This is a genomic window from Streptomyces sp. NPDC111628 (assembly GCF_055635195.1).
Window position 1 is genome coordinate 808,147 of record NZ_JBVKBZ010000001.1, and the last position, 23,312, is coordinate 831,458.

At 72.4% G+C, this 23,312-nt stretch carries 23 protein-coding genes; 8 read left to right on the plus strand and 15 right to left on the minus strand.

Annotated elements, in window-relative coordinates:
* Position 1 precedes the first annotated feature (1 nt).
* The gene (locus ACZ7MF_RS04065) at positions 2-922 is read right to left on the minus strand and encodes an AEC family transporter (RefSeq protein ID WP_356860251.1); all 921 of its coding nucleotides are present in this window, start codon (positions 920-922) and stop codon (positions 2-4) included.
* A 144-nt stretch (positions 923-1,066) separates the two neighbouring features.
* Between ACZ7MF_RS04065 and ACZ7MF_RS04070 the strand changes: the two genes are divergently transcribed.
* Positions 1,067-1,453 carry an STAS domain-containing protein gene (locus ACZ7MF_RS04070; protein ID WP_471474363.1) on the plus strand — a complete coding sequence of 129 codons (387 nt, stop codon included), beginning with the start codon at positions 1,067-1,069 and terminating at the stop codon, positions 1,451-1,453.
* On the opposite strand, the gene ACZ7MF_RS04075 is transcribed toward ACZ7MF_RS04070, so the two are convergent.
* Together ACZ7MF_RS04075 and ACZ7MF_RS04080 are read right to left on the minus strand one after the other, a co-directional pair.
* The gene (locus ACZ7MF_RS04075) at positions 1,346-2,350 is read right to left on the minus strand and encodes a sigma-70 family RNA polymerase sigma factor (RefSeq protein ID WP_159324016.1); all 1,005 of its coding nucleotides are present in this window, start codon (positions 2,348-2,350) and stop codon (positions 1,346-1,348) included. The genes ACZ7MF_RS04070 and ACZ7MF_RS04075 overlap by 108 nt on opposite strands.
* A gap of 107 nt (positions 2,351-2,457) precedes the next feature.
* Positions 2,458-3,771, minus strand: coding sequence for an MFS transporter (locus ACZ7MF_RS04080; RefSeq protein ID WP_471474365.1), 1,314 nt, complete (start codon positions 3,769-3,771; stop codon positions 2,458-2,460).
* A 63-nt stretch (positions 3,772-3,834) separates the two neighbouring features.
* Here ACZ7MF_RS04080 and ACZ7MF_RS04085 point away from each other — a divergent pair, with 63 nt between their 5' ends.
* Positions 3,835-4,788, plus strand: a complete 954-nt coding sequence (locus ACZ7MF_RS04085) for a LysR family transcriptional regulator (RefSeq protein ID WP_385964352.1) — start codon at positions 3,835-3,837, stop codon at positions 4,786-4,788.
* Positions 4,789-4,810: 22 nt separating this feature from the next.
* Here ACZ7MF_RS04085 and ACZ7MF_RS04090 read toward each other — a convergent pair whose 3' ends face one another.
* Positions 4,811-5,572, minus strand: coding sequence for an alpha/beta hydrolase (locus ACZ7MF_RS04090; protein ID WP_326649983.1), 762 nt, complete (start codon positions 5,570-5,572; stop codon positions 4,811-4,813).
* Positions 5,573-5,707: 135 nt separating this feature from the next.
* On the opposite strand from ACZ7MF_RS04090, the gene ACZ7MF_RS04095 reads away from it, so the two are divergent.
* Positions 5,708-6,898, plus strand: a complete 1,191-nt coding sequence (locus tag ACZ7MF_RS04095; protein WP_471474366.1) for an adenosine deaminase — start codon at positions 5,708-5,710, stop codon at positions 6,896-6,898.
* Positions 6,899-7,038: 140 nt separating this feature from the next.
* Positions 7,039-7,407 (plus strand): ATP-binding protein, encoded by a 369-nt coding sequence (locus ACZ7MF_RS04100; protein WP_356860269.1) that lies wholly within the window; start codon positions 7,039-7,041, stop codon positions 7,405-7,407.
* Between the two features lie 92 nt (positions 7,408-7,499).
* Here the strand turns inward: ACZ7MF_RS04100 and ACZ7MF_RS04105 are convergent, their stop codons facing one another.
* From ACZ7MF_RS04105 to afsQ1, 5 genes are all read right to left on the minus strand, one after another.
* Complete coding sequence (locus ACZ7MF_RS04105) at positions 7,500-7,703, minus strand: PspC domain-containing protein (protein WP_003974070.1); 204 nt, start codon at positions 7,701-7,703, stop codon at positions 7,500-7,502.
* Positions 7,704-7,798: 95 nt separating this feature from the next.
* Positions 7,799-8,350 (minus strand): VanZ family protein, encoded by a 552-nt coding sequence (locus tag ACZ7MF_RS04110; RefSeq protein ID WP_471474367.1) that lies wholly within the window; start codon positions 8,348-8,350, stop codon positions 7,799-7,801.
* 126 nt (positions 8,351-8,476) lie between these two features.
* Complete coding sequence (locus tag ACZ7MF_RS04115) at positions 8,477-9,088, minus strand: hypothetical protein (RefSeq protein ID WP_471474368.1); 612 nt, start codon at positions 9,086-9,088, stop codon at positions 8,477-8,479.
* Complete coding sequence (afsQ2, locus tag ACZ7MF_RS04120) at positions 9,088-10,704, minus strand: two-component system sensor histidine kinase AfsQ2 (protein WP_471474370.1); 1,617 nt, start codon at positions 10,702-10,704, stop codon at positions 9,088-9,090. Before afsQ2 ends, ACZ7MF_RS04115 begins: the two co-directional genes overlap by 1 nt.
* A complete protein-coding gene (afsQ1, locus tag ACZ7MF_RS04125; RefSeq protein ID WP_003974066.1) occupies positions 10,701-11,378 on the minus strand; it encodes a two-component system response regulator AfsQ1 in 678 nt (225 codons plus the stop codon). The genes afsQ2 and afsQ1 overlap by 4 nt, the downstream gene beginning before the upstream one ends.
* A 208-nt stretch (positions 11,379-11,586) precedes the next feature.
* Between afsQ1 and ACZ7MF_RS04130 the strand changes: the two genes are divergently transcribed.
* Complete coding sequence (locus ACZ7MF_RS04130) at positions 11,587-12,318, plus strand: SigE family RNA polymerase sigma factor (protein WP_356860279.1); 732 nt, start codon at positions 11,587-11,589, stop codon at positions 12,316-12,318.
* A gap of 231 nt (positions 12,319-12,549) precedes the next feature.
* On the opposite strand, the gene ACZ7MF_RS04135 is transcribed toward ACZ7MF_RS04130, so the two are convergent.
* Positions 12,550-13,152: a uridine kinase gene (locus tag ACZ7MF_RS04135; protein ID WP_471475186.1), complete on the minus strand. Its 603-nt coding sequence runs from the start codon at positions 13,150-13,152 to the stop codon at positions 12,550-12,552.
* 192 nt (positions 13,153-13,344) lie between these two features.
* Here ACZ7MF_RS04135 and ACZ7MF_RS04140 point away from each other — a divergent pair, with 192 nt between their 5' ends.
* Both ACZ7MF_RS04140 and ACZ7MF_RS04145 read left to right on the plus strand, forming a co-directional pair.
* Entirely contained in the window at positions 13,345-13,749 is a 405-nt protein-coding gene (locus tag ACZ7MF_RS04140) for a hypothetical protein (RefSeq protein ID WP_471474371.1), read from the plus strand.
* A 167-nt stretch (positions 13,750-13,916) separates the two neighbouring features.
* Positions 13,917-15,953, plus strand: a complete 2,037-nt coding sequence (locus tag ACZ7MF_RS04145) for a bifunctional serine/threonine-protein kinase/glutamate ABC transporter substrate-binding protein (protein ID WP_471474372.1) — start codon at positions 13,917-13,919, stop codon at positions 15,951-15,953.
* Between the two features lie 69 nt (positions 15,954-16,022).
* Here ACZ7MF_RS04145 and ACZ7MF_RS04150 read toward each other — a convergent pair whose 3' ends face one another.
* The 3 genes from ACZ7MF_RS04150 to deoC are packed head-to-tail and all read right to left on the minus strand — an operon-like array spanning position 16,023 to position 19,370.
* On the minus strand, positions 16,023-16,922 hold the full coding sequence (locus ACZ7MF_RS04150; protein ID WP_471474374.1) for an aldehyde dehydrogenase family protein: 900 nt from the start codon (positions 16,920-16,922) through the stop codon (positions 16,023-16,025).
* Positions 16,915-18,369 (minus strand): aldehyde dehydrogenase family protein, encoded by a 1,455-nt coding sequence (locus tag ACZ7MF_RS04155; protein WP_471474375.1) that lies wholly within the window; start codon positions 18,367-18,369, stop codon positions 16,915-16,917. The genes ACZ7MF_RS04150 and ACZ7MF_RS04155 overlap by 8 nt, the downstream gene beginning before the upstream one ends.
* A gap of 5 nt (positions 18,370-18,374) precedes the next feature.
* The gene (gene deoC, locus ACZ7MF_RS04160) at positions 18,375-19,370 is read right to left on the minus strand and encodes a deoxyribose-phosphate aldolase (protein ID WP_471474376.1); all 996 of its coding nucleotides are present in this window, start codon (positions 19,368-19,370) and stop codon (positions 18,375-18,377) included.
* Positions 19,371-19,485: 115 nt separating this feature from the next.
* On the opposite strand from deoC, the gene ACZ7MF_RS04165 reads away from it, so the two are divergent.
* Positions 19,486-20,190 (plus strand): PH domain-containing protein, encoded by a 705-nt coding sequence (locus tag ACZ7MF_RS04165; RefSeq protein ID WP_471474378.1) that lies wholly within the window; start codon positions 19,486-19,488, stop codon positions 20,188-20,190.
* 94 nt (positions 20,191-20,284) lie between these two features.
* On the opposite strand, the gene ACZ7MF_RS04170 is transcribed toward ACZ7MF_RS04165, so the two are convergent.
* Together ACZ7MF_RS04170 and ACZ7MF_RS04175 are read right to left on the minus strand one after the other, a co-directional pair.
* Positions 20,285-21,940, minus strand: coding sequence for a phospho-sugar mutase (locus tag ACZ7MF_RS04170; RefSeq protein ID WP_471475187.1), 1,656 nt, complete (start codon positions 21,938-21,940; stop codon positions 20,285-20,287).
* A gap of 521 nt (positions 21,941-22,461) precedes the next feature.
* Positions 22,462-23,286: a purine-nucleoside phosphorylase gene (locus ACZ7MF_RS04175; protein WP_471474379.1), complete on the minus strand. Its 825-nt coding sequence runs from the start codon at positions 23,284-23,286 to the stop codon at positions 22,462-22,464.
* Positions 23,287-23,312: the final 26 nt, after the last annotated feature.

Here is a 23,312-nt window from a genome sequence, read left to right on the forward strand (position 1 = left end):
CTCACCCCAGCACCGCCGCCACCCCCACCAGCACCGGCACGGACACCACCGTCGAGACCAGGATCGCGTCGCGGGCCAGGCGCTCGCCGACGCCGTAGGTCGACGCGTACGTGTACAGGTTCTGCGCGGCGGGCAGTGCCGACGTCACCACCACGTCGAGCAGTTGGGGGCCCCGCAGACCGAAGACCCCCGACGCCAGCGCCCAGGCCACCGCCGGCTGGCCCACCGCCTTCAGCGCGACCGCGAGCAGCACCGGCCGCCGTTCCACGCCCCGCAGCGGCATCGTGGAGCCGCACAGACCGATGCCGAAGGCCAGCAGCACCGCGGGGACCGACATGTTGCCGATCAGCGTCACCGGGTCCATGACCGGGTCGGGCACCTCGAAGCCGCTCGCGGCGACCGCGACCCCGGCGAGTGAGCCCAGCGCGATCGGATTGCGCAGCGGCGTCAGCAGGCGCCGCCACAGGGTGCCCCCGCCGCCCCCGCGCGACAGGTCCAGGATCGTCACCGCCACCGGCGTCACCAGCACCAGCTGGAACAGCAGCACCGGCGCCACCAGCGAGGCGTCGCCCAGGACGTACACGGCGATCGGGATGCCGAGGTTGCCGGAGTTGACGTAACCGGAGCACAGCGCGCCGATCGTCGTACGGCCCACACCCCAGCCCCGTACGACGCCCACCGCGACGAACGCACCGGCCACCGCCACCGTGGACAGGGCCGTCACCAGCAGCCGGGCGGAGAAGACCACCGACAGGTCGGCCGTCGCGAGGGTCGTGAACAGCAGGGCCGGTGACGCCACGTGGAAGGCGAGCTTGGTCAGCACCTCGCGGCCCTGGGGGCCCAGATGGCCGCGCAGGCCGAGCACATAGCCGACGCCGATCACCACCGCGATGACCGCGAAGCCGGTCAGCACCCCCTGCACGGCACCTCCCCGCCGAGCGGGCGGACCAGGGACGGTATGGCAGGGGGAGACGGCGGGGATGCGTGGGGCATGCAGCAAACCCTCCGGGGCGGAGTCCGCGCACGTCAATGTGATCTCTGCTGCGATCTCCGGCGGCGGACACCGATGACTTCCCGGCCGACGCCCGGTCTACCGCACGTGGACGCCGTGACACCCGCCGTACTCGTGCTGCCGGGGCCCGTCTCCCGAGGGGAGACGCCCCGGTTCTGCGACGAGGTGCGCGCGCTGCTGGAAAGCACCCGGGCCGGGGTGGTCGTCTGCGACGTCGGCGGTCTCGGGCCGCCGGGGCTCGCCGTGGTCGACCTGCTGGCCCGGCTGGAGCTCACCGCCCGGCGGACCGGGGGCCGGATCCGGCTGCGCGACCCCGATCCGGCCCTGCACGCCCTACTGGACCTCGTCGGCCTCCGCTTCGAGACGGAGCGGCAGGTCGAACAGCGGGAACCACCGCTTGGTGTCGAGGAAGCAGTGGAACCCGGTGATGCGGCCGTCTGAGATCTCCAGCACCTGGACCGCCCACGGCGCGAAGCCGCCCGCCTCCGGGTCCGGCTTGTAGTGCGCGAAGGCCGGCAGCCCGTTGGCCTGGACCGGCAGCAGCCGGGACCCGGCGCACGCGGCGCCGAGCGTGGTCATGAAACCGGTGATGTCCGCCGGGCCGGCCAGCCACAGGTCGAACGGCGGCATCGTCATGACCGCGTCCTCGTGCAGGAGCGCCGTCAGCGCCGTCATGTCGTAGCCCTCGAAGGCCGCGACATAGCGCTCCAGGAGCTTCTGCTGCTCCTCGTCCAGCGGGTCCGAGACAGCGGCGTCGGCCCCCCGGTCCGCCCGCTCGGCGAGCGTCGCGCGGGCGCGCTGGAGCGCGCTGTTGACGGAGGCGACCGAGGTGCCGAGCAGCTCGGCGACCTCGCTCGCCTTCCACGCCAGCACCTCGCGCAGGATCAGCACCGCCCGCTGCTTGGGCGGCAGCTGCTGGAGGGCGGCCATGAAGGCGAGCCGCACGGACTCCTTGGCGACCGCGGCCTCGGCCGGGTCGGCGGTCTGCGGCAGCACGCGGGCGTCGGGCATCGGCTCCAGCCAGGTGTGGTCCGGGCGGGGGGACAGGGCGGCCTGGGCGAGCGGGGTCGCCTCCGTCAGGTCCATCGGACGCGCCCGCTTGTTGCCCGCGGTCAGCATGTCCAGGCAGACGTTGGTCGCGATCCGGTACAGCCAGGAGCGCAGGCTGGAGCGGCCCTCGAACTTGTCGTAGCTCCGCCAGGCGCGGACCAGCGTGTCCTGCACCGCGTCCTCGGCCTCGAAGGAGGAACCGAGCATCCGGTAGCAGTACCCCGTCAGCTCGGGCCGGTGCTTCTCCAGCGCGGAGTCCAGCTCCGTCGTCACGGTGCCGTTGGTCATCGTCCACCCACCCCTGTGGCGTCCCGTCGTGCGCGTCTTCGCGCCTCGCACTTCGGAAGCTACCGCAGGGGACTGACAATGGCCTGTGCAGTCAACAAAGGCGCAGGTCAGCGCGGCAGGCCCAGAGCCCTCACCGGCGCGCCCGCGGCCTGGCGGCGGGCCGCCAGCGACCCGGAGACCGTGATGACCACGACGCCCACGACCGCGAGCACCCCCACCGCGACCGTGCCGGCCCAGCCGCCGGAGTGGAAGGCCACCGCCCCGACCGTGCTGCCCGCGCTGGAACCCACGTAGTAGGCGGACTGGTACAGCGCCGAGGCCTGGGCGCGGCCGTGCCGGGCGGTCTTGCCGACCGCCGAGGAGGCCACCGCGTGCCCGGCGAAGAAGCCCGCCGTGATCAGCACCAGGCCGAGGAGGACCAGCGGCAGGGACGGCGCCAGGGACAGCAGCAGGCCCGCCGCCGTCGTCCCCGCGCCCAGGTAGAGCGCCCCGCGGCGGCCGAGACGGTCCACCAGACGGCCGGCCGTCGAGGCCGAGACCGTGCCGACCAGGTACACCAGGAAGATCGAGCCGATCAGGCCCTGCGGGAGGGAGAACGGTGCCTCGGTCAGGCGGTAGCCGATCACCGTGTAGACACCGCCGAACACCGTCATGAACAGCGCGCCGATCGCGTACAGGCGGCGCAGCAGCGGGTTGGCGAGGTGGTCGCGGACCGTGCGGACCAGGACCCGCGGGCGCAGCGAACCCGGCGTGAAGTGCTTCGGCGCCGGCAGCAGCAGCCGGAAGGCCACCGCGCACGCCACCGCGACCAGGCCGATGACCCCGACGGCGACCCGCCAGCCCCACTCCTGGGCGACCCAGCCGGTGATCACCCGGCCGCTCATCCCGCCGACGCTGTTGCCCGCCACGAACAGGCCGATCGCGGTGACCAGCGCCCGCGGCCGCACCTCCTCCGCGAGGTACGCCGTCGCCGAGGCCGGGAGCCCGGCCAGCGCAGCGCCCTGCACCGCCCGCAGCGCGACCAGCGCCGGGAGCGACGGGGCGAAGGGCACCAGCAGCCCGACGGTCACCGCGACCGCCAGCGACGCCGTCATGACCGTACGCCGTCCGAACCGCTCCGACAGCGCGCTCATCGGCAGCACGAACACCGCGAGGCCGCCGGTCGCGGCGGCCACGGTCCAGCTCGCGTCGCTCGCCGTGACGCCGAGGTCGCCCGAGATCAGCGGCAGCAGGGCCTGGGTGGAGTAGAGGAGCGCGAAGGTCGCGACGCCCGCCAGGAACAGCGCGAGACTCATCCGGCGGTATCCGGGGCCGCCCGGAGCCATGCGCGAGTCGGAGGCTTCGAAGGAATCGGCGTCGGAGGCGGCGGAGACGGCGGAGGCGTCCACGACCGTGGACGCCCCGGTATCGGCGGGAGTCATGCCACGAAGGTACGAAGCCCCTTACTCATCCGTCCAATGCATGGAATGGCCATAATCGTTCCCATGGTGCATCAGCAAAGCTCACGGCCCCGCCTGTCACCGTCCGGTGACACAGAAGACATCGTCGCGCTGCTCGCGCCCCGCCTCGCGCACTTCGCCGGAGTGGCCCGCACCGAGCACGTCACCCGGGCCGCCCAGGAGATGAACGTCCCCCAGTCGACCCTCTCCCGCGCCCTCGTCCGCCTGGAGGAGGACCTCGGCGTGGACCTGTTCGTGCGCCGCGGCCGCACCCTCGCGCTGACCGTCGCCGGGCGGACCTTCCTCGGCTCCGTCGAACGCGCCCTCGCCGAGGTCGAGCGGGCCGCCGACGAGGTCCGCGCCGACGCCGACCCGGCCACCGGCAAGGTCGCCTTCGGCTTCCTGCACACCATGGGCGCCGAGACCGTCCCCGGCCTGCTGCACGCCTTCCGCGCCGACCACCCCCGGGTCCGCTTCAGCCTCGTGCAGAACTACGGCGAGGCCATGCTGGAGCGGCTGCGCGCGGGGGAGCTGGACCTGTGCCTCACCTCCCCGGTCCCCGACGCGCCCGACCTGGTCGCCCGCCGCCTCGACGAGCAGAAGCTGCGCCTGGTCGTCCCGGCCGACCACTCCCTGGCCGGGCGCCGGCGCATCCGCCTCGCCGAGGCCGCCGACGAGATCTTCGTGACCCTGGAGCCCGGCTACGGCCTGCGGCGCATCACCGACGCGCTGTGCAAGGAGGCCGGTTTCCGGCCCAAGGTGGCCTTCGAGGGGGAGGAGGCGGAGACGCTGCGCGGCCTGGTCGCGGCCGGTCTCGGCGTCGCCCTGCTGCCGCCGCCCGCCGTGCCCCGCCCCGGCGTGGTCGAACTGACGGTCACCGCCCCGCGCGCCGCCCGCGAGATCGGCGTGGCCTGGCTGGCGGGGCGCACGGACACGCCACCGGTGGCGGCGTTCAAGCGGTTCCTGCTGTCGAGGAGGGGCAGTCTGCTGCCCTCCTGAACTTCGAGACGGGCGCGGCTGCTTACCGCCGCAGCGACTTCCCGAACCCCGCCGCCAACGGCATCCGCAGGCCCAGCGGCGGGGGAGCGGCCAGGGCGTCCTCCACCGGGCGGGAGAAGGACTGTCCGAACAGCACGCCCATCACGAAGTCCTCGGCCAGCGCGGCGACCTCGTCCCGGTACTGACGCAGCCCGTGGCCGTCGGAATGCACCTCGAACCGGCACACGCCGCGGTTCGCCTTCTTCGCCCGGGAGGCGAGCCGGAATGACAACTCCGGGTCGCTGCGCCCGTCGTTCGTGCCGTGCACGATCAGCACCTGCCGCCCGGCGAGCTGCTTCACCGGTTCGGGTGGCGCGGCCACGTCGTCCTCCGGCAGCCAAGGGGCGATCGCCAGGACCGAGTTGACGGCCTCGTTCCCCGCCGCGCGCAACGCCGCCCGGCCGCCCATTCCGGTGCCGACCAGGCAGACGGGTACGTCGCCGTAGCGCCGTACGGCCTCGTCGGCGGCCCACTCGGCGTCCCGGGCGAGGTGGGCCTCGGCGCCGTTCCAGCCGCGGTAGCGGTAGTGCACGACATGCGTGGCCAGACCCTCCTCCCGGCCCGCACGTGCCAGCCTGCGCCCCAACGCGCGTACGGACGCGGCCGCGAGCAGCGCGGAGGGCCTGCGGTCGGAGACCTCGTCGCCCTCGGGAAGCAGCAGCACCACACCGCTCACCGCCGTCCCCTCCGGACCGAGCGTCCGCCCCAGCCGGGCCCGACGGACCGGCGTCGCTTGCTGTGCCATGTCAGAAGATTCTCAGAAGACCGGGTGTACGGAACCCGTCCGCGCGGTCACCGTTACATATCGAGGAGTCCGTACACCGCATCGGGTCCCGGTATTCGCCCGGCGTTCTACGCGCGTAGGAGTTAGAGTGCGCAAATGACGAGCCAGAGCACCGAGAAGAGCGCCGCGGCGAACACCGCGACGGTCTCGAAGACCCCGTCGCCGGACCGGATCCGCCGGGCGCCGAAGGTCCTGCTGCACGACCACCTCGACGGCGGGCTGCGGCCGGGCACCGTCGTCGAACTCGCCCGCGAGACGGGCTACGACGGCCTTCCCGAGACCGACGCCGACCTGCTCGGCACCTGGTTCCGGCAGGCCGCCGACTCCGGATCCCTGGAGCGGTACCTGGAGACCTTCTCCCACACCGTCGGCGTCATGCAGACCCGCGACGCCCTGGTCCGGGTCGCCGCCGAGTGCGCGGAGGACCTCGCCGAGGACGGCGTCGTCTACGCCGAGGTGCGGTACGCCCCCGAGCAGCACCTGGAGAAGGGGCTGACCCTCGAAGAGGTCGTCGAGGCCGTCAACGAGGGCTTCCGGGAGGGCGAGCGGCGCGCCCGGGACCACGGCCACCGCATCCGGGTCGGCGCCCTGCTGACCGCCATGCGGCACGCCGCCCGCTCCCTGGAGATCGCCGAACTGGCCAACCGCTACCGCGACCTCGGCGTCGTCGGCTTCGACATCGCCGGCGCCGAGGCCGGCTACCCGCCCACCCGGCACCTGGACGCCTTCGAGTACCTGAAGCGGGAGAACAACCACTTCACGATCCACGCCGGCGAGGCCTTCGGGCTGCCCTCCATCTGGCAGGCCCTGCAGTGGTGCGGCGCCGACCGGCTCGGGCACGGAGTGCGCATCATCGACGACATCCAGGTTCACGAGGACGGCTCGGTCAAGCTCGGACGGCTCGCCTCCTACGTCCGGGACAAGCGGATCCCGCTGGAGCTGTGCCCCAGCTCCAACCTCCAGACCGGCGCCGCCGACTCCTACGCCGAGCACCCGATCGGGCTGCTGCGCCGGCTCCACTTCCGGGCCACCGTCAACACCGACAACCGGCTCATGTCCCACACCAGCATGAGCCGGGAATTCGAGCACCTGGTCGAGGCGTTCGGCTGCACGCTCGACGACATGCAGTGGTTCTCCGTCAATGCGATGAAATCAGCGTTCATTCCTTTCGATGAACGACTGGCCATGATCAATGACGTCATCAAGCCCGGATATGCCGAGCTGAAGTCCGAATGGCTGTTCCAGCAGACGGCTTCGACCAGCGGTTCTTCGGAATCCGACGGCTGAGTGCGGGACGACGGTAATACGGAAACGCGGACGGGCATTCACCATCCGTCCGCATTTCGATGTTTGCCGCCGGGGGCGGGGCGTGTTTACGGTCAAGGACCGCTCACATCCCCGTCACCCCATTACGAGGACTCATCTTCATGAAGCAGTCTGCTGCCAAGACCCTCGGTGTCGCCGCCCTCGGCGCCGCCTTCGCCGCCGCCGGCGCGGGCGCGGCCACCGCGGCCCCCGAGCTCCCGGACACCGCGCAGACGGTGGACTCCGTCGCCCGCACCCTCCCCGCCGAGACCGTCTCCCAGGTGGCGCCCGGCGCGGGCAACGTGCTGGAGCAGGGCCGCAAGATCTCCCACACCGGCCTGACCGTCGCGCAGCCGGTGGTCGAGCAGGTGGTCGCCGAGCAGCTCGCCGAGGGCCCGACCGAGCCGGTCGCCAAGCTGCTCGGCGGTGTGCCGCTGCAGGGGCTGCCCACCCAGGGCCTGCCGGTCAACGGCCTCCCGCTGGGCGGCTGAGCACCACCGCCCCCCCCCCCCGTACGCGCCGAAGGGGCGCACCCGGTCGCCGGGTGCGCCCCATCGGTGTACCAGAGGGGGTGGTACGTCTTTCACCAGGCCGTACGGGCGGCCTTCTCCTCGGACGGGAGCAGGATCCACAGGGCCAGGTAGAGCAGGAACTGCGGGCCGGGCAGCAGGCAGGAGACCAGGAAGATCACCCGCATCGTGCCGGCCGAGGTGCCGAAGCGCCGGGCCAGCGCGGCGCACACTCCGCCGATCATGCGGCCGTGGGTGGGGCGGGCGAGGCTGGACATCGCGGCTCCTTCGTGAGCGTGTCGGTGGGGCTGCCCTCCGGCTTCCCCTTCATCTGCCCTCCACGCTACGGAGACGAACCGCACAAAGCGTCGCTCTACGGGGCGATACCGACCCTGGGAATCGTCGGGGTCCGACCCTGAGCGGGCTCCTCCTGGAGGACGCCCTCCCGTCCGTCCTGCCGGTACCAGCGGCGGAGCCGGGCCCGGCCCGCCGGGACGACGGCGAGGTGCGCGAGGGCCACGCCCACCGTGTTCAGCAGCACCGAGTCGATGTCGACGACCTGACCGGGCACCCCGGTCTGCAGCAGCTCGATGCCCACCGACAGCAGGGCGGCCGCGGCCGTGGTGCGCAGCAGGGACGCCAGCGGCGAGACGTGCAGCCGCCCGCCGGCCAACGGCAGCAGGGCGCCGAGCGGTGCCAGCAGGGCCAGCGACCCGCCGAGCGAACGGGCCGCCGCGCGCCCGCCCAGCGCCAGGTCGGCGCGGATACCGGCGAACGGCTCCAGGTTGGGTGGCAGTACCCAGGGGACGTCCAGCGGCCGCAGCGCGTACCAGGCGACGAACGCGAGATGTGCGACCAGGAGAACACTTCCTGTCACACGGATGCGGAGCGCGGCGCTGCCGCCGAGGAACCCATGACGCTGCACGTCCCCCTAGACGCGCCCCCCGCCGTGCGCGGTTCCGGGCTCCTACACGCAAGGGTGAGGCTTGCGCCACATGGCCCCCGCAGGGCCTTCGCGGGGCACCCGCCCGGTGCCCCGCGGTGCGGCCCGTCAGCCGCCCGTGACCTCGTCGGCGGGCGGTTCGTTGCTGCCCGGCCGGGCCCGGACCTCGTCCGTGCAGGAGTAGCGGCGGGCGGACCGGTCGGCGGGCCCGGCCAGGATCACCGAACCGTCGCCCTCGGCCGCGGCGGAGTCGGAGAAGGTGCACACCACCTGCGCGAGCGCGTACGAGGTCAGGTCGTCCGGAGCGGTACTCAGCCGCAGCGTGTCCTCGGGATCGCCGGAACGCGGTCCCGTCACCGTGATCCCGCGGCGCACGTCCGACGTGTAACCGGCCTCCTTCTCCGCGGCCGACGGCTGTGCCGCCAGCTCGTCCAGCAGCCCCTGGGCCACCAGCACGCGCCGCCCCGAGTCCGAGGCGCCGTCCGGCACCCGCACCGTGCGGTCCACGGCCACCAGCGACGAGCCGCACAGCAGGAACACCTGCGCCGGCAGTCCGGGCGTGGTCCGCGTCGACACGTCCGGCTCGGCGAGCGAGCAGCGCACCCGCGACGGCGCGGGACCGTAGTCCGTGGGCACCTCGGTGGCGCGGATGCCGCACCCGGTCAGCAGCACGGCCAGTACCGCGAGCCCGGAGAGGGCCGGCAGACGGCGTACGGTCATCAGACCTGTCCCTTCGCGTCCTTGCCCCGGTCGTCGGTCTCCTCGTCGGCCCCGCCGGCCCCGTCGTCCTCGTCCACGGGCGGCGACGGGTCCTGCGGCAGCCGCAGGGTGAACACCGCACCGCCCTCCGGGGCGTTCTCCGCGGTGATCTCACCGCCGTGGATGTGCGCGTTCTCCAGGGCGATGGACAGGCCGAGCCCGCTGCCCTCGGAGCGCGGCCGGGAGGCGCTCGCCTTGTAGAAACGGTCGAAGACGTGCGGCAGGACGTCCTCGGGGATGCCGGAACCGTTGTCCCGCACCCGGATGACGATCTCGTCGTCCGCCCGCGCCACGGACACCCTGACCGGCGACCCGCCGTGCTTGAGCGCGTTGCCGATCAGGTTGGCGAGGATGACGTCGAGGCGGCGCGGGTCGAGGCGGGCGTGGACGCCGCGCTCGGCGTCCAGGTCCACGGCGTCCAGCCAGGCCCGGGCGTCGATGCAGGCGGTGATCTGGTCGGCGACGTCGACGTCGTCCAGGACCAGCCGGGCGGTGCCCGCGTCGAAGCGGGTGACCTCCATCAGGTTCTCCACCAGGTCGTTCAGCCGCCGCGTCTCGCTCACGACCAGCCGCACGGCGGGCTCGACCATCGGGTCGAAACTCCCGCCCTCTCCCTCGCCCTCGCCCGCGTACTCCAGCTCCTCCTCCAGCACTTCCGTCACCGCGGTGAGCGCCGTCAGCGGGGTACGCAGCTCGTGGCTCATGTCCGCGACGAAGCGCCGGGAGGCCTGCTCCCGGCCCGCCATGTCCGCGACCCGCTTCTCCAGGTTCTCGGCGGCGCTGTTGAACGTCCGGGACAGGTCGGCCAGTTCGTCGGTGCCGGACACCCGCAGCCGGGTGTCCAGCTTCCCCTCGCCCAGCCGCCGCGCCGCGACCCCGAGCCGGTGCACGGGCTTCAGCACGGTCGTCGCCAGGGCCTGCGCGAGCAGTGCGGAACCCAGCAGGGCGAGTGCGGTGGCGATCCCCAGCGACCAGGCGAGCGAGTTCAGGTCCTTCGCCTCCGGTTCCAGCGACTTGAGCATGTAGCCGGTCGGCCCGCCGCCGATCACCTTCGTGCCGGCCACCAGGTACGGGGTGCCGTCGTCGGTGATCCGCTGCCAGTACAGGTGGTACGGGTGCTTGTTGGCCGAAGTGACCTTCTGCTCCTTGGTCACGGCCGTGCGCAGCGACTCGGGCACGTCGGACAGCGCGAAGCCGCCCAGGCCGCCGGAACTGCCGTACACGGCCGTGCCGTCGGCGTTCTCCGCGACCAGCAGCACGGAGAACCGCTGGCTGCTGTTGGCCATCTGTCCCGCCGTGTGCTGCACCTCGTCCTGCGTGGGGTGCTCGGGCAGCGCGCCCGCCCGGTTCTGCATCTCCTGCTCGAAGTCCCGCAGCACGGCGTCCTGGGTACGGGTGAGCACCGCCTCCCGGTTCAGCCAGTACGCGATGCCGGACGCGGACACGGCGGCGGTGAGCGCGACCAGGCCGAAGACGAGGACCAGCCTCAGGCGCAGGCTGGTGAAGCGCAGCCCGGACCAGAATCCCTTGCGCGCCGCGGCCAGGCCGCGGGTACCCCCCTGGTGTTCCCGTGTCACTGAGGCGGATCCAGCCGGTAGCCGACACCCCGCACGGTACGGATCAGGGTCGGGGACGACGGCACGTCCTCGACCTTGGCGCGCAGCCGCTGCACGCACGCGTCCACCAGCCGGGAGTCGCCGAGGTAGTCGTGCTCCCACACCAGCCGCAGCAACTGCTGCCGGGACAGCGCCTGCCCCGGCCGCCGGCTCAGCTCCAGCAGCAGCCGCAGCTCGGTGGGCGTCAGCTGGAGGTCCTCGCCGTTCTTCGTCACGGTCATCGCCGAACGGTCGATGACCAGGCTGCCGAAGCTCGCCGAGTCGGTCGACTCCCGCTCCCCGCGCCGCAGCACGGCCCGGATCCGGGCGTCGAGGACCCGGCCCTGGACGGGTTTGACGACGTAGTCGTCGGCGCCCGACTCGAGACCGACGACCACGTCGATGTCGTCGTTGCGCGCGGTCAGCAGGATGATCGGCAGCTGGTCGGTGCGCCGGATGCGACGGCACACCTCGAAACCGTCGATGCCGGGCAGCATCACGTCCAGCACGATCAGGTCCGGCCGCTGCTCTCGCAACAGCTTCAGACCGTCCTCACCACTGGCAGCGGTGGCCACCCGGTGGCCCTGGCGGGTCAGGGAGAGCTCCAGGGCCGTACGGATGGCGTCGTCGTCCTCGATCAGCAACAGGGAAGGCACGCGCTCATTCTGGCCCATGAGGGGGCCGGTGTTCGACCTGCGGGTGCGGTTGGGGCCCCACGACGCCGCCGGACCCTGTGAAGGAAGGGTGGTGCAGCGGTGACGGACCCCTGTGACAGCTCTGTGACAGTCGGCGGACACGGCCATGAAGTCACCGGGGCAAGCTCTTCGTCACAGGCAACCGGCAGTCCACGACGGGGGGCGCGAGATGAACACGCTGAAGGGCACCAACACCAGCGCAGTGGTCACGCGTCTGCACGACGTGCACGCACACCGGGGTTCCGAGAAGTCCGGTGCCGTGAGCGGGCGGGGGTGCGCTCGCGGCACCGGGCGTCAGCACACCGCGTACATGACGGTGGTTGACGCGAACACGGGGGAAACGGGGAACACGGGGGACCGGGGGGAGCGCCGCTCCCTGTCGGAGGCGGAGTTCACCGCCTACGTCCAGGAGCGCCGCTCCTCCCTGTACGCGACCGCCTACCACCTCACCGGCGACCGCTTCGAGGCCGAGGACCTGCTGCAGAGCGCCCTGTTCTCGACCTACCGGGCGTGGGACCGGATCAGTGACAAGGCGGCGGTCGGCGGATACCTCCGCCGCACCATGACCAACCTGCACATCAGCGCCTGGCGGCGCCGCAAGCTCAACGAGTACCCGACCGAGGAACTGCCGGAGACGCCCGGCGACATGGACGCGATGCGCGGCACCGAGCTGCGCACCGTCCTGTGGCAGGCGCTCGCCCGGCTGCCCGAACTCCAGCGCACCATGCTGGTCCTGCGCTACTACGAGGGCCGTACGGACCCGGAGATCGCGGACATCCTCGACATCAGCGTGGGCACGGTGAAGTCCAGCATCTGGCGCTCGCTGCGCCGGCTGCGCGAGGACGAGGTCCTCAGCTTCGGCCGTGACCAGGAGGACGCCTTCGGCGAACTGGTCGCCTGAAGGTACGGGCCGGGGGGACCGGCCCGAGGGGCGGGGCCCCGTGAAAAAAGTTTCGAGCCGGGGTGTATCAGGGGGAGGGACCCGGGCTCTTACTCACGGGGAAGCACCACGGGGGAACAACGGGGGACACGGGGGACGGGGATCACGGGGGATCCACGGGGGCGGAAAGGGAGCGGGACTGGAGGGCCGGGGGGTCCGTCCAGTCCCGCTTCCGCATGCGGGGGCCAGGCGTTACGCGGCCGTACGGCTGGTGGCGCACCGCCCCGCCGCCGCGGCCGCCAGCCGGCCCATCGCCTCGTCCCGGTCGCAGGCGTGGGCGCCCAGGGCCGTCTGCCGGGCGATGACCGACCGCTCAAGACGCATCAGCCGCCAGCCTCTGCGGAGCAGGAACGGCACGGACTTGCGGCCCTCGCGCAGATCCCGCAGGAACCGGCGGCGGAAGGTCGTCAGCGGGCCCCGGCTCAGGCACAGCGCGTCGGCCAGCACGCCCAGTTCCCGGCAGTGCTCCACCAGTTCCGCGGCGAAGACGCCCTCCGCGAGGAACAGCGGCGTCCGTCCGATGTCTACGCTCTCCTCGCCGGTGCGGGCGCTCAGCGAGATGTCGTAGACGGGCACGTCGGTACGTCCCGTGCGGCACAGCTCCCGGATGGCGGCGACCGCCGCGTCCGCGTCCCACGACGCCGGGTGGTCCCAGTCGATGTCGGAGCTGAGGGGCACCGTCGGCAGCGTCGGGTCGGTGCCCTCCTTGTAGAAGTCGTCGAGGCGCAGCACCGGGAGGCCGGAGTGCGCGGCGAGGAGGGACTTGCCGGAGCCGGAGGGGCCGCAGAGCAGCACGACTCGCGTCGGTATGGGTGGATGGGAGCTCACGGGACACCAGTCTGAGGCATCCGACGGCCGCCGTACGACCCCGCGGGTGGACTTTGCCGCACGCGTCACATTTCGATTGCGCTGCGCGGTGACCTGATCACGGTGTGCGCTGTTGTCAGGGCAGTCCGTAGCAATCCACACCAAGAGGTGGCAGCAGCGATGGCCCGACACGCGTCCCCCCGCACCCCGCACGCACAGCGCGCCCTGGTCGCCCTCGCGACCGCCGGTGCCGCCCTGGCCGCAGGAGCGGCGACGGCCTCCGCGGACAGCGGCGAGACCATCGCCGGTCTGGCGCACACCCGCCCCACGTCCCTGGGCAACATCGACCCGCAGGCGGGCCTGGCGGCCGTGACCGGCACCGTCGGCCATGTCACCGGCCCGGTCGCCGACCTGAAGCCCAACCCGCTGGCCGGCACCGGCGTCGACCCGCTGGACAACGGCGTCGGCACGAAGGTCGCCGACTTCCAGCCGCTGACCTCGACGGCCCTGACCGGCCCGGTCGCCCAGGCCCAGTCCCTCGGCAGCGTGCCGGTGCTGGGGCAGGTGACGGAGCTGCTGCGCTGAGGCAGTCCGCGTACGTCGGGCCGCGATTCCTCCGAGAAGGAGGTCGCGGCCCGTCCCTGTTGCCGCGAGCGCCGGTTCGCGCTGCCCCATCGTCACGCGGGCTGCGCGGGGCGGCCGTCTAATCTGTGGTGATCCACGTTTCGCGCAAGAGGTGCAAGGGGGCCGGGGTGCACAACGACGACGGATACAACGGGGCTGACGGCGGCACTGACGGGCAGCCCGAGGATCGGCGGCCGGCCGACCAGTTCTCCTCCCACGGCGGTCCTTCCGTCCCCCATACGGTGATCGAGGGCCGCTACGAGTTGCTGGAGCCCATCGGCAGCGGCGGCATGGGGGAGGTCTGGAAGGCCCACGACCGGCGGCTGCGCCGGTTCGTCGCCGTGAAGGGTCTTCTCGACCGCAGGGCCATGACCCCGGACACGCAGAAGGCCGCGATGCAGCGGGCCCGCCGGGAGGCGGAGGCGCTCGCCAAGATCGAGCACCAGAACGTGGTGACGGTCCACGACCAGATCGAGACCGCCGACCAGGTCTGGATCGTGATGAAGCTGCTGGAAGGGCAGTCGCTGGCCGACCTGCTGAGCCGCGACCGGGTCCTAGGCGTGCCCAGGGCCGCGGAGATCGGCCTCCAGATGGCCCAGGGCCTGCGGGCGGTCCACGAGGCGTCGGTCCTGCACCGCGACGTCAAGCCGGGCAACGTCCTGGTGCGGGACGGCGGCCAGGTGGTCCTGGTGGACTTCGGCATCGCCACCTTCGAGGGCGCGGACCGGGTGACCCGGCACGGCGGCGTCATCGGCACGCCCCCCTACCTGGCGCCCGAACTCTTCGCCCCCGCCGCCCACGGCCCCACGTCCGCCTCCGACCTGTGGGCCCTGGGTGTCACCCTGTACGAGATGGTCGAGGGACGCCTGCCCTTCGGCGGCAACGAGGTCTGGGAGGTGCAGGCGAGCATCCAGCAGTCGCCCGACCCCGTCCTGCGGTACGCCGGTCCCCTCGGCCCGGTCGTCCAGGGGCTGTTGACGACGGACACGGACCGGCGCCTGGACGCGGCCACGGCGGAGGAGATGCTCCGGGACGTCCTCGCGGACCCCGGCACGCCGACCCCCGCCGGGGCCGCCACACCCGCACACCCGCCCACGGCCCGGCCCACGCCCCCTGCCTCGGGGCCCGCGGTGACCGCACCGGCGCCCGTCGCGCCCGCCTCCGGGGCCGTCCCCTCCGGGGCCGTCTCCTCCGAGTCGTCGCCGGTGGCGTCGGGCGGCGGTCGTGGGCGGTGGTCGGGCTGGAAGGCGGCGGCCGCCGCGGCGTGTGTCGTACTGCTGGCCGGTGGCGGCTGGCTCGTCTCCCGGGGCGAGACCGGGGGCGAGCGGGACGACGCCTCCGGGCAGCAGGGAGCGGGATCCGCCGGGGGCGACGCGGAGCAGGCGTGGGAGCAGTGGAAGAGCGCCAGGAAGCGGCTGACGATCGGTGCCAAGGAGGATCAGCCCGGGCTGAGCTTCTACAACAAGGACACCGACGTGTGGAGCGGGTTCGACGTCGACATCGCCTATGCCCTCGCGGACAGACTGGGCTACGACAAGGAGCAGGTGGACTTCTACGGGGTGACCACGGCCAACCGGGCCAGCAAGCTGAAGAACGGGGAAGTGGACCTGGTCGTCGCCTCGTACAGCATGACGCCCGAGCGCGAGAAGCAGGACGGCATCAACTTCGTCGGGCCCTACTACAAGGCGGGCAGCAGCCTTCTCGTCCGCAAGAACTCCGCGAAGTACGACCTCGACGAGGCCGTCGACGTGAAGCGGAACCACGTCGAGGTGTGCACGGCGCGGGACTCCACGTACGCGGACAAGCTGAAGGAGGACGGGTACACCACGGGGAAGTGGCAGCCCGACACCTACAAGGAGTGCGTGGAAAGACTGCTGGACAAGCGCTCGAGCGTGTACGCGGTCGCCTCGGACGACGTACTTCTCGCCGGGTACGCCCAGAACGACCCGGCGCATCTGAAACTGCTGCCCAGCGGCGCGGGCACGGAACCCTACGGGGTGGCCATGCGGAAGGACGACCCTCTCCTGAAGAGCAAGGTGTGCTCGGGGCTCCAGGAGATCCTGGCCGGGAAGGAGTGGGCGGAAATGTACATGAAAGACCTGTCCCCGCTGACGGGACGGAAGACCGCGCCGAGCCGGCCGGAGCTGAGGCCGTGCTCGGCCTGAGGCCGCGCTCGGCCGAGTGAAGACCGCGGCTCCTCCGGACGGGGAGGAGCCGCGGCCCGTCGGCGTCGGTCAGTAGGACGAGCCCGACGCGCCCAGCGCGCCCGTCGGGTGCCAGACCGTCTTCGTCTCCAGGAACGCCGTCATGCGGTCCGTGCCCGGGGTCGTGGTCCAGTCGGTGTTCGCGTCGTCCACAGGCTGTGGACGCAGGACTCGCTTGAGGTTGTCCGCCGCCGCGATCTCCAGCTCCTTCGCCAGCTCCTCGTCCGCGCCCGCGAGGTCGATCGCGTTGACGTCCTGGTGGGAGGCGAGGGGGGTGGCGATCTCCGCCGTGCGGCCGGAGAGGATGTTGACCACGCCGCCGGGGAGGTCGGAGGTGGCCAGGACCTCGCCCAGGGAGAGGGCGGGGAGGGGGGACTTCTCCGAGGCCACCACGACCGCCGTGTTGCCGGTCGCGATGACCGGGGCGATCACCGACACGAGGCCGAGGAGCGACGACTCCTGCGGGGCCAGGACGGCTACGACGCCGGTCGGCTCCGGGGAGGACAGGTTGAAGAAGGGGCCCGCGACCGGGTTGCCGCCGCCGACCACCTGGGCGATCTTGTCGGTCCAGCCCGCGTACCAGACCCAGCGGTCGATCGCGGCGTCCACCTGCGCCGCCGCCTTCGCCTTCGACAGGCCCTCCGCGTCGGCGACCTCCGCGACGTACTGGTCGCGGCGGCCCTCCAGCATCTCTGCGACGCGGTAGAGGATCTGCCCGCGGTTGTACGCCGTCGCGCCGGACCAGCCGCCGAACGCCTTGCGCGCGGCGACCACCGCGTCACGGGCGTCCTTGCGGGAGGAGAGAGGGGCGTTCGCCAGCCACCTGGACTTCGCGTCTGTCACCTCGTACACTCGGCCGCTCTCGGAACGCGGGAACTTCCCGCCGACGTACAGCTTGTAGGTCTTGAAGACACTGAGTCGCTCAGACATCGAGGTACGCCTCCAGGCCGTGGCGGCCGCCCTCGCGGCCGAAGCCCGACTCCTTGTAGCCGCCGAACGGCGACGTCGGGTCGAACTTGTTGAACGTGTTGGACCAGATCACACCGGCACGGAGCTTGTTCGCGACCGCCAGGATGCGCGAGCCCTTCTCCGTCCAGATGCCCGCCGACAGGCCGTACGGCGTGTTGTTGGCCTTGGCGACCGCCTCGTCCGGCGTGCGGAAGGTGAGGACGGACAGGACCGGGCCGAAGATCTCGTCGCGGGCGACCGTGTGCGCCTGGGTGACGTTCGTGAACAGCGTCGGGGCGAACCAGTAGCCGGAGGAGGGCAGTTCGCAGGCCGGGGACCAGCGCTCGGCGCCCTCCGCCTCGCCCTGGTCGGCGAGGGCGGAGATACGGGCCAGCTGCTCGGCGGAGTTGATCGCGCCGATGTCCGTGTTCTTGTCCAGCGGGTCGCCCAGGCGGAGGGTGGTGAGCCTGCGCTTCAGGGAGTCCAGCAGCTCGTCGTGGATCGACTCCTGGACCAGGAGGCGGGAGCCCGCGCAGCAGACCTGGCCCTGGTTGAAGAAGATGCCGTTGACGATGCCCTCTACGGCCTGGTCGATCGGGGCGTCGTCGAAGACGATGTTGGCGCCCTTGCCGCCCAGTTCGAGGGTGAGCTTCTTGCGGGTGCCCGCGACCGTGCGCGCGATCTGCTTGCCGACCGCCGTGGAGCCCGTGAAGGCGACCTTGTTCACGTCGGGGTGCGCGGTGAGCGCCGCCCCCGCGCGGCCGTCGCCGGTGATGATGTTGACGACGCCCTTGGGGAGACCGGCCTGGCGGCAGATGTCCGCGAAGAACAGGGCGGAGAGGGGGGTCGTCTCGGCGGGCTTCAGGACCACCGTGTTGCCGGTGGCCAGGGCCGGGGCGATCTTCCACGCCAGCATCAGGAGGGGGAAGTTCCAGGGGATGACCTGGCCGGCCACGCCCAGGGGGCGGGGGTCGGCGCCGTAGCCCGCGTGGTCGAGCTTGTCGGCCCAGCCCGCGTAGTAGAAGAAGTGCGCCGCCACCAGGGGGAGGTCCGCGTCGCGGGTCTCCCTGATCGGCTTGCCGTTGTCGAGGGTTTCCAGGACGGCCAGCTCCCGGCTGCGCTCCTGGATGATGCGGGCGATGCGGAAGAGGTACTTCGCACGCTCGCTGCCTGGGAGCGCCGACCACTTCTCGAAGGCCTTGCGGGCGGCCTTCACGGCGCGGTCGACGTCCGCCTCGCCGGCCTCGGCGACCTCGGAGAGGACCTCCTCGGTGGCGGGGGAGACCGTCTTGAAGACCTTGCCGTCGGCCGCCTCGGAGAACTCGCCGTCGATGAACAGGCCGTAGGAGGGGGCGATGTCGACGACCGCGCGGGACTCGGGTGCCGGTGCGTACTCGAACGCGGGTGCGGATGAGGGTGCGGGTGCCATGTCGATCAGTCCACCGTCACGTAGTCGGGGCCGGAGTAACGGCCTGTGGCCAGCTTCTGGCGCTGCATCAGCAGGTCGTTCAGCAGCGAGGAGGCGCCGAAGCGGAACCAGTGGTTGTCCAGCCAGTCCTCGCCCGCCGTCTCGTTGACCAGGACCAGGAACTTGATCGCGTCCTTCGCGGTGCGGATGCCGCCCGCCGGCTTCACGCCCACCTGGACGCCGGTCTGGGCGCGGAAGTCGCGGACCGCCTCCAGCATCAGGAGGGTGTTGGCCGGCGTGGCGTTGACCGCCACCTTGCCGGTCGAGGTCTTGATGAAGTCCGCGCCCGCCAGCATGCCGAGCCAGCTGGCGCGGCGGATGTTGTCGTACGTCGACAGCTCGCCGGTCTCGAAGATGACCTTGAGGCGGGCCGATGTGCCGCACGCCTCGCGCACCGCGGTGATCTCGTCGTACACCTTGATGTAGTGCCCGGCGAGGAACGCGCCGCGGTCGATGACCATGTCGACCTCGTCCGCGCCCGCCGCCACGGCCTCGCGCACGTCGGCCAGCTTGACGGCCAGCGAGGCGCGGCCGGCCGGGAACGCCGTGGCGACCGAGGCGACCTTCACGCCGGAGCCGGCGACGGCTTCCCTGGCGGTGGGCACCATGTCGGGGTAGACGCAGACGGCCGCCGTCGCCGGGGCCGTGCGGTCGGTCGGGTCGGGGCGGACCGCCTTCGCGCCGAGCGCCCGGACCTTGCCCGGGGTGTCCGCGCCTTCCAGCGTCGTCAGGTCGACCATCGAGATGGCCAGGTCGAGGGCGTACGCCTTCGCGGTGGTCTTGATGGATCGGGTGCCGAGGGCGGCGGCGCGCGCCTCCAGGCCGACGGTGTCGACGCCGGGCAGTCCGTGGAGGAAACGGCGCAGGGTGCTGTCGGACGCGGTGACGTCGGCGAATCCTTGTGCGGGTCCGTTTGCGGGGCCCTGTGCGGGTCCGTTTGCGGCGGGTGCAGTGGTGGGCATGGTCACCAGAGGAGCATATCTACGCGCGTAGCGGTCTGTACAGCCCCCGCGGGCTCGTCCGATGTACCGGCACCGCATGTGAGCGTCGGGCGGGGCGTCGGGCACAATCGGCAGCATGACCACCCCGGAGCCCCAGTCATCCTCGCCGCAGCCCTCGGGACCCGTGTCCAAGGACCGGGCCTACCGCTCGCCCGCGGGTATCTCCGGAGGCGTGCTGGTACTCGCCCTCGCGCTGTGGCTCGGCATCGACGCCCTGGTCACGGGCGAGGGGGACACCCGCTGGAAGGCGCTCGCGGCGCTGGTCTTCCTCGTGCCGCTCGTCGCCGCCTACACCGTGCGGCCCGCCGTCTTCGCCAACGACGACCGGATGCGGGTACGCAATCCGTTCCGCGTGATCGTCCTGCCCTGGGCGCAGGTCGAGTCGTTCCGGTCCGCCTACTCGAACGAGGTCTTCACCGAGGGCGGCGACAAGTTCCAGCTGTGGTCCATTCCGGTCTCGCTGCGGGGGCGCAAGAAGGCCGCGCGGCAGGAGGACCGGCGGGCCGCCGGTGTTGCCGGTGGGCGCAGGCGCGGGAGCGTGCTCGGGGGCATGGGGCAGTTCGGTTCGCGGGGCGGTGGTGCCGGGTCCTCGGCCGTCGGGGCGGACGGGCCGGTGCGGGCCGAGGCCGACAAGGTCATGGACGAGCTGCGGGAGCTGTGGGAGGCGCGGAAGGCGGCCGAGGGCTCGCAGGGCGGGGTGACGGTGCGGTGGGCGTACGAGATCCTCGTGCCGGTGGTGGCCGGGGCGGTGGCGCTGGGGGTGCTGTTCGGGGTGGGGTGACGGGGCTGGTGCTGGGGCTGGTGCTGGCGGCGGTGCGGGTGCGGGTGGCGGTGCCGGTGGCCGGTGGCCGGGGGTGCCTTGCACCCCCGGGTTTTTAAATGCCCGCCGCCGTCGACAGGTCGCGCTTGAGTGCCGTCAGCAGGTCCGTCGCCTGTGACCTGGCCGCCGGGAGGCCGGTGTGCGTGGCGACCGGGACGACCACCTCCAGGTAGCACTTCAGCTTGGGCTCCGTGCCGCTCGGGCGGACGATCACCCTGGCTCCGTCGAGTGTGTAGCGCAGGCCGTCGGTGGGCGGGAGAGTGTCCGTGCCCCGGGTGAGGTCCTCCGCCTTGGTGACAGGCAGGCCCGCGAGCGTCGTCGGGGGCTGTTCGCGCAGGCGGTGCATCGCGGCGGCGATGAGGGAGAGGTCCTCCACGCGGACCGAGAGCTGGTCGGTGGCGTGCAGGCCGTGCTCCACGGCGATGTCGTCGAGGAGGTCGAGGAGGGTGCGGTCGGCCTGCTTGAGGGTGGAGGCCAGCTCCGTGATCAGGAGGGCCGCGGTGATGCCGTCCTTGTCGCGGACGCCCTGCGGGTCTACGCAGTAGCCGAGGGCCTCCTCGTAGCCGTAGCGGATGTTCTCGACTCGGGCGATCCACTTGAAGCCGGTGAGGGTTTCGACGTGGGGGAGGTTCGCCTTCGCGGCGATGCGGGCCAGGAGGGACGACGAGACGATCGACTCCGCGAACGTGCCGTGCGCTCCGCGGGTGACCAGGTGGGCGGCGAGGAGGGCGCCCACCTCGTCGCCCCGGAGCATGCGCCAGCCGGTGGGCTCTGCGGCGTCGGGTACGGCCACTGCCAGGCGGTCCGCGTCCGGGTCGTTGGCGATGATCAGGTCGGGGGCGGACTCGCGGGCCGTCGCGAAGGCGAGGTCCATCGCGCCGGGCTCCTCCGGGTTGGGGAAGGCGACGGTGGGGAAGTCCGGGTCGGGGTCGGCCTGCTCGGTGACGAGGGTGGGGCGTGGGAAGCCGGCTCGGGCGAAGGCGGCGAGGAGGGTGTCCTTGCCTACGCCGTGCATCGCGGTGTAGACGGTGCGGGCGGTGCGGGGGGAGTCGGGGGCGAGGACGGCGTCCGTGCGGGTGAGGTAGGCGTCGAGGACGTCGTCGTCGAGGGTCTGCCAGCCGGTGTCGGGGCGGGGGACGTCGTGGAGGGTGCGCACGGCGTCGATCTCGGCGGCGATGTCGGCGTCGGCGGGGGGCACGATCTGGGAGCCGTCGCCGAGGTAGACCTTGTAGCCGTTGTCGCGGGGCGGGTTGTGGCTGGCGGTGACTTCTACTCCGGCGACCGCGCCGAGGTGGCGGATCGCGAAGGCGAGGACGGGGGTGGGGAGGGGGCGGGGGAGTACGGCCGCCCTGAGGCCGGCGCCGGTCATGACGGCGGCGGTGTCGCGGGCGAAGTCGGCGGACTTGTGGCGGGCGTCGTAGCCGATGACGACGAGGCCGGCCGTGTCGTCCCCGTGGGGGGTTCCCTGCTTCTTCAGGTACGCGGCGAGGCCGGCTGCGGCGCGGATGACGACCGAGCGGTTCATGCGCATCGGGCCGGCGCCCAGTTCGCCGCGCAGGCCCGCGGTGCCGAACTGGAGGGTGCCGGAGAAGCGTGCGGTGAGCTCGGCGTGGTCCTCGGCGTCGATGAGGCGGGCGAGTTCCGTGCGGGTGTCCGCGTCGGGGTCCTCGGCCAGCCATGCCTTGGCTCGTGCGAGGAGGTCGTCTTGCACGTCTTGCACGTCGGTCAGCCTCTCGGGTGGCGGTGGTGGGTGGGTGCCTGCGGCGCCTGTGCGGGTGCGGTGGGGGTGCGCGTAGCGCGGTGCGTGCGGTGGGTGGGTCGGGGCCGCGCCGGGGGGTGTCCGTCCTCGGAACGGCGCGGAATCGGTCACTTGAAAAGGCTCGGGGCGTTGACGCGCCAACCGCTGCGGGCGGACACCCCCCGACACGACCCCTTCTCGCCGTACGCGGCTTTCCCCGCCAACGCTCCACCATCCCGCCTCGCCGCGCTCGGCTCCCCCGCCGTCGCTGCGAGCAGTCGCCACGCCGACGCGGCTGCGGGCAGTCGTGCCGCTGGGGCGGCACGGGTGGGCGGTGGGGGTACCTCCCAGGCCGTTCAGGCACTGGGGGAGGCACCCCGTTAGCGCCGGGCCGCGTCCCCACCCCGCGCCCACACCCGCGCCGGGCGCGAAGGGGACGCCGGGCCACGCGGCCCCCGCGGGGGAACCGGACGACGCCGGAACGGCGAGCCCTGTTACAGCCGGCCCAGGACCTGGGTCAGCAGCGTCCCCATGCGGGCGGCGGAGTCGCGGCCCGCCTGGAGGACCTCCTCGTGGTTGAGGGGCTCGCCCGTCATGCCCGCGGCGAGGTTGGTGACCAGGGAGATGCCCAGCACCTCCGCCCCGGCCTCGCGGGCCGCGATCGCCTCGAGGACCGTGGACATGCCGACCAGGTCGGCCCCGATGACGCGGGCCATGCGGATCTCGGCCGGGGTCTCGTAGTGCGGGCCGGGGAACTGGGCGTAGACGCCCTCCTCGAGGGTGGCGTCGACCTCCTTGCACAGGGCCCGCAGGCGGGGGGAGTAGAGGTCGGTGAGGTCGACGAAATTGGCGCCGATGATGGGGGAGGTGGCGGTGAGGTTGATGTGGTCGCTGATCAGGACCGGCTGGCCGGGGCGCATGCCCTCGCGCAGGCCGCCGCAGCCGTTGGTCAGGATGATCGTCTTGGCGCCGGCGGCGACGGCGGTGCGGACGCCGTGAGAGACGGCGGCGACGCCGTGGCCCTCGTAGTAGTGGGTGCGGCCCAAGAAGACCAGTGCGCGCTTGTCGCCGAGGGTGTACGAGCGGATCTTGCCGCCGTGGCCCTGCACCGCGGGCTTGGGGAAGCCCGGCAGGTCGGTGACCTGGAGATCGGCCTCGGGGGCGCCCAGGGCGTCCACGGCCGGTGCCCAGCCGGAGCCCATCACGAGGGCGACGTCGTGGGTCTCGGCGCCGGTGAGTTCGCGCAGGCGGGCCGCGGCGGCGTCGGCGGCGGCGTACGGGTCGCCCTGGATGTCGTCCGGAAGAAGAGATGCGTTCACGCCGAAGAGGGTAGCCGGTTTATGGC

Bases quoted from the DNA above. Each gene is read 5' to 3' on its own strand.
- ACZ7MF_RS04085 (WP_385964352.1), top strand. From the start codon at position 3,835: ATGGTGCATCAGCAAAGCTCACGGCCCCGCCTGTCACCGTCCGGTGAC.
- ACZ7MF_RS04115 (WP_471474368.1), bottom strand. From the start codon at position 9,088: ATGACCGTACGCCGTCTGCCGGCCCTCTCCGGGCTCGCGGTACTGGCC.
- ACZ7MF_RS04155 (WP_471474375.1), bottom strand. From the start codon at position 18,369: ATGGCACCCGCACCCTCATCCGCACCCGCGTTCGAGTACGCACCGGCA.
- ACZ7MF_RS04095 (WP_471474366.1), top strand. From the start codon at position 5,708: ATGACGAGCCAGAGCACCGAGAAGAGCGCCGCGGCGAACACCGCGACG.
- ACZ7MF_RS04150 (WP_471474374.1), bottom strand. From the start codon at position 16,922: ATGTCTGAGCGACTCAGTGTCTTCAAGACCTACAAGCTGTACGTCGGC.
- ACZ7MF_RS04140 (WP_471474371.1), top strand. From the start codon at position 13,345: ATGGCCCGACACGCGTCCCCCCGCACCCCGCACGCACAGCGCGCCCTG.
- ACZ7MF_RS04130 (WP_356860279.1), top strand. From the start codon at position 11,587: ATGAACACGCTGAAGGGCACCAACACCAGCGCAGTGGTCACGCGTCTG.
- ACZ7MF_RS04075 (WP_159324016.1), bottom strand. From the start codon at position 2,350: ATGACCAACGGCACCGTGACGACGGAGCTGGACTCCGCGCTGGAGAAG.
- ACZ7MF_RS04105 (WP_003974070.1), bottom strand. From the start codon at position 7,703: ATGTCCAGCCTCGCCCGCCCCACCCACGGCCGCATGATCGGCGGAGTG.
- deoC (WP_471474376.1), bottom strand. From the start codon at position 19,370: ATGCCCACCACTGCACCCGCCGCAAACGGACCCGCACAGGGCCCCGCA.
- ACZ7MF_RS04100 (WP_356860269.1), top strand. From the start codon at position 7,039: ATGAAGCAGTCTGCTGCCAAGACCCTCGGTGTCGCCGCCCTCGGCGCC.
- ACZ7MF_RS04070 (WP_471474363.1), top strand. From the start codon at position 1,067: ATGACTTCCCGGCCGACGCCCGGTCTACCGCACGTGGACGCCGTGACA.
- ACZ7MF_RS04165 (WP_471474378.1), top strand. From the start codon at position 19,486: ATGACCACCCCGGAGCCCCAGTCATCCTCGCCGCAGCCCTCGGGACCC.
- ACZ7MF_RS04090 (WP_326649983.1), bottom strand. From the start codon at position 5,572: ATGGCACAGCAAGCGACGCCGGTCCGTCGGGCCCGGCTGGGGCGGACG.
- ACZ7MF_RS04080 (WP_471474365.1), bottom strand. From the start codon at position 3,771: ATGACTCCCGCCGATACCGGGGCGTCCACGGTCGTGGACGCCTCCGCC.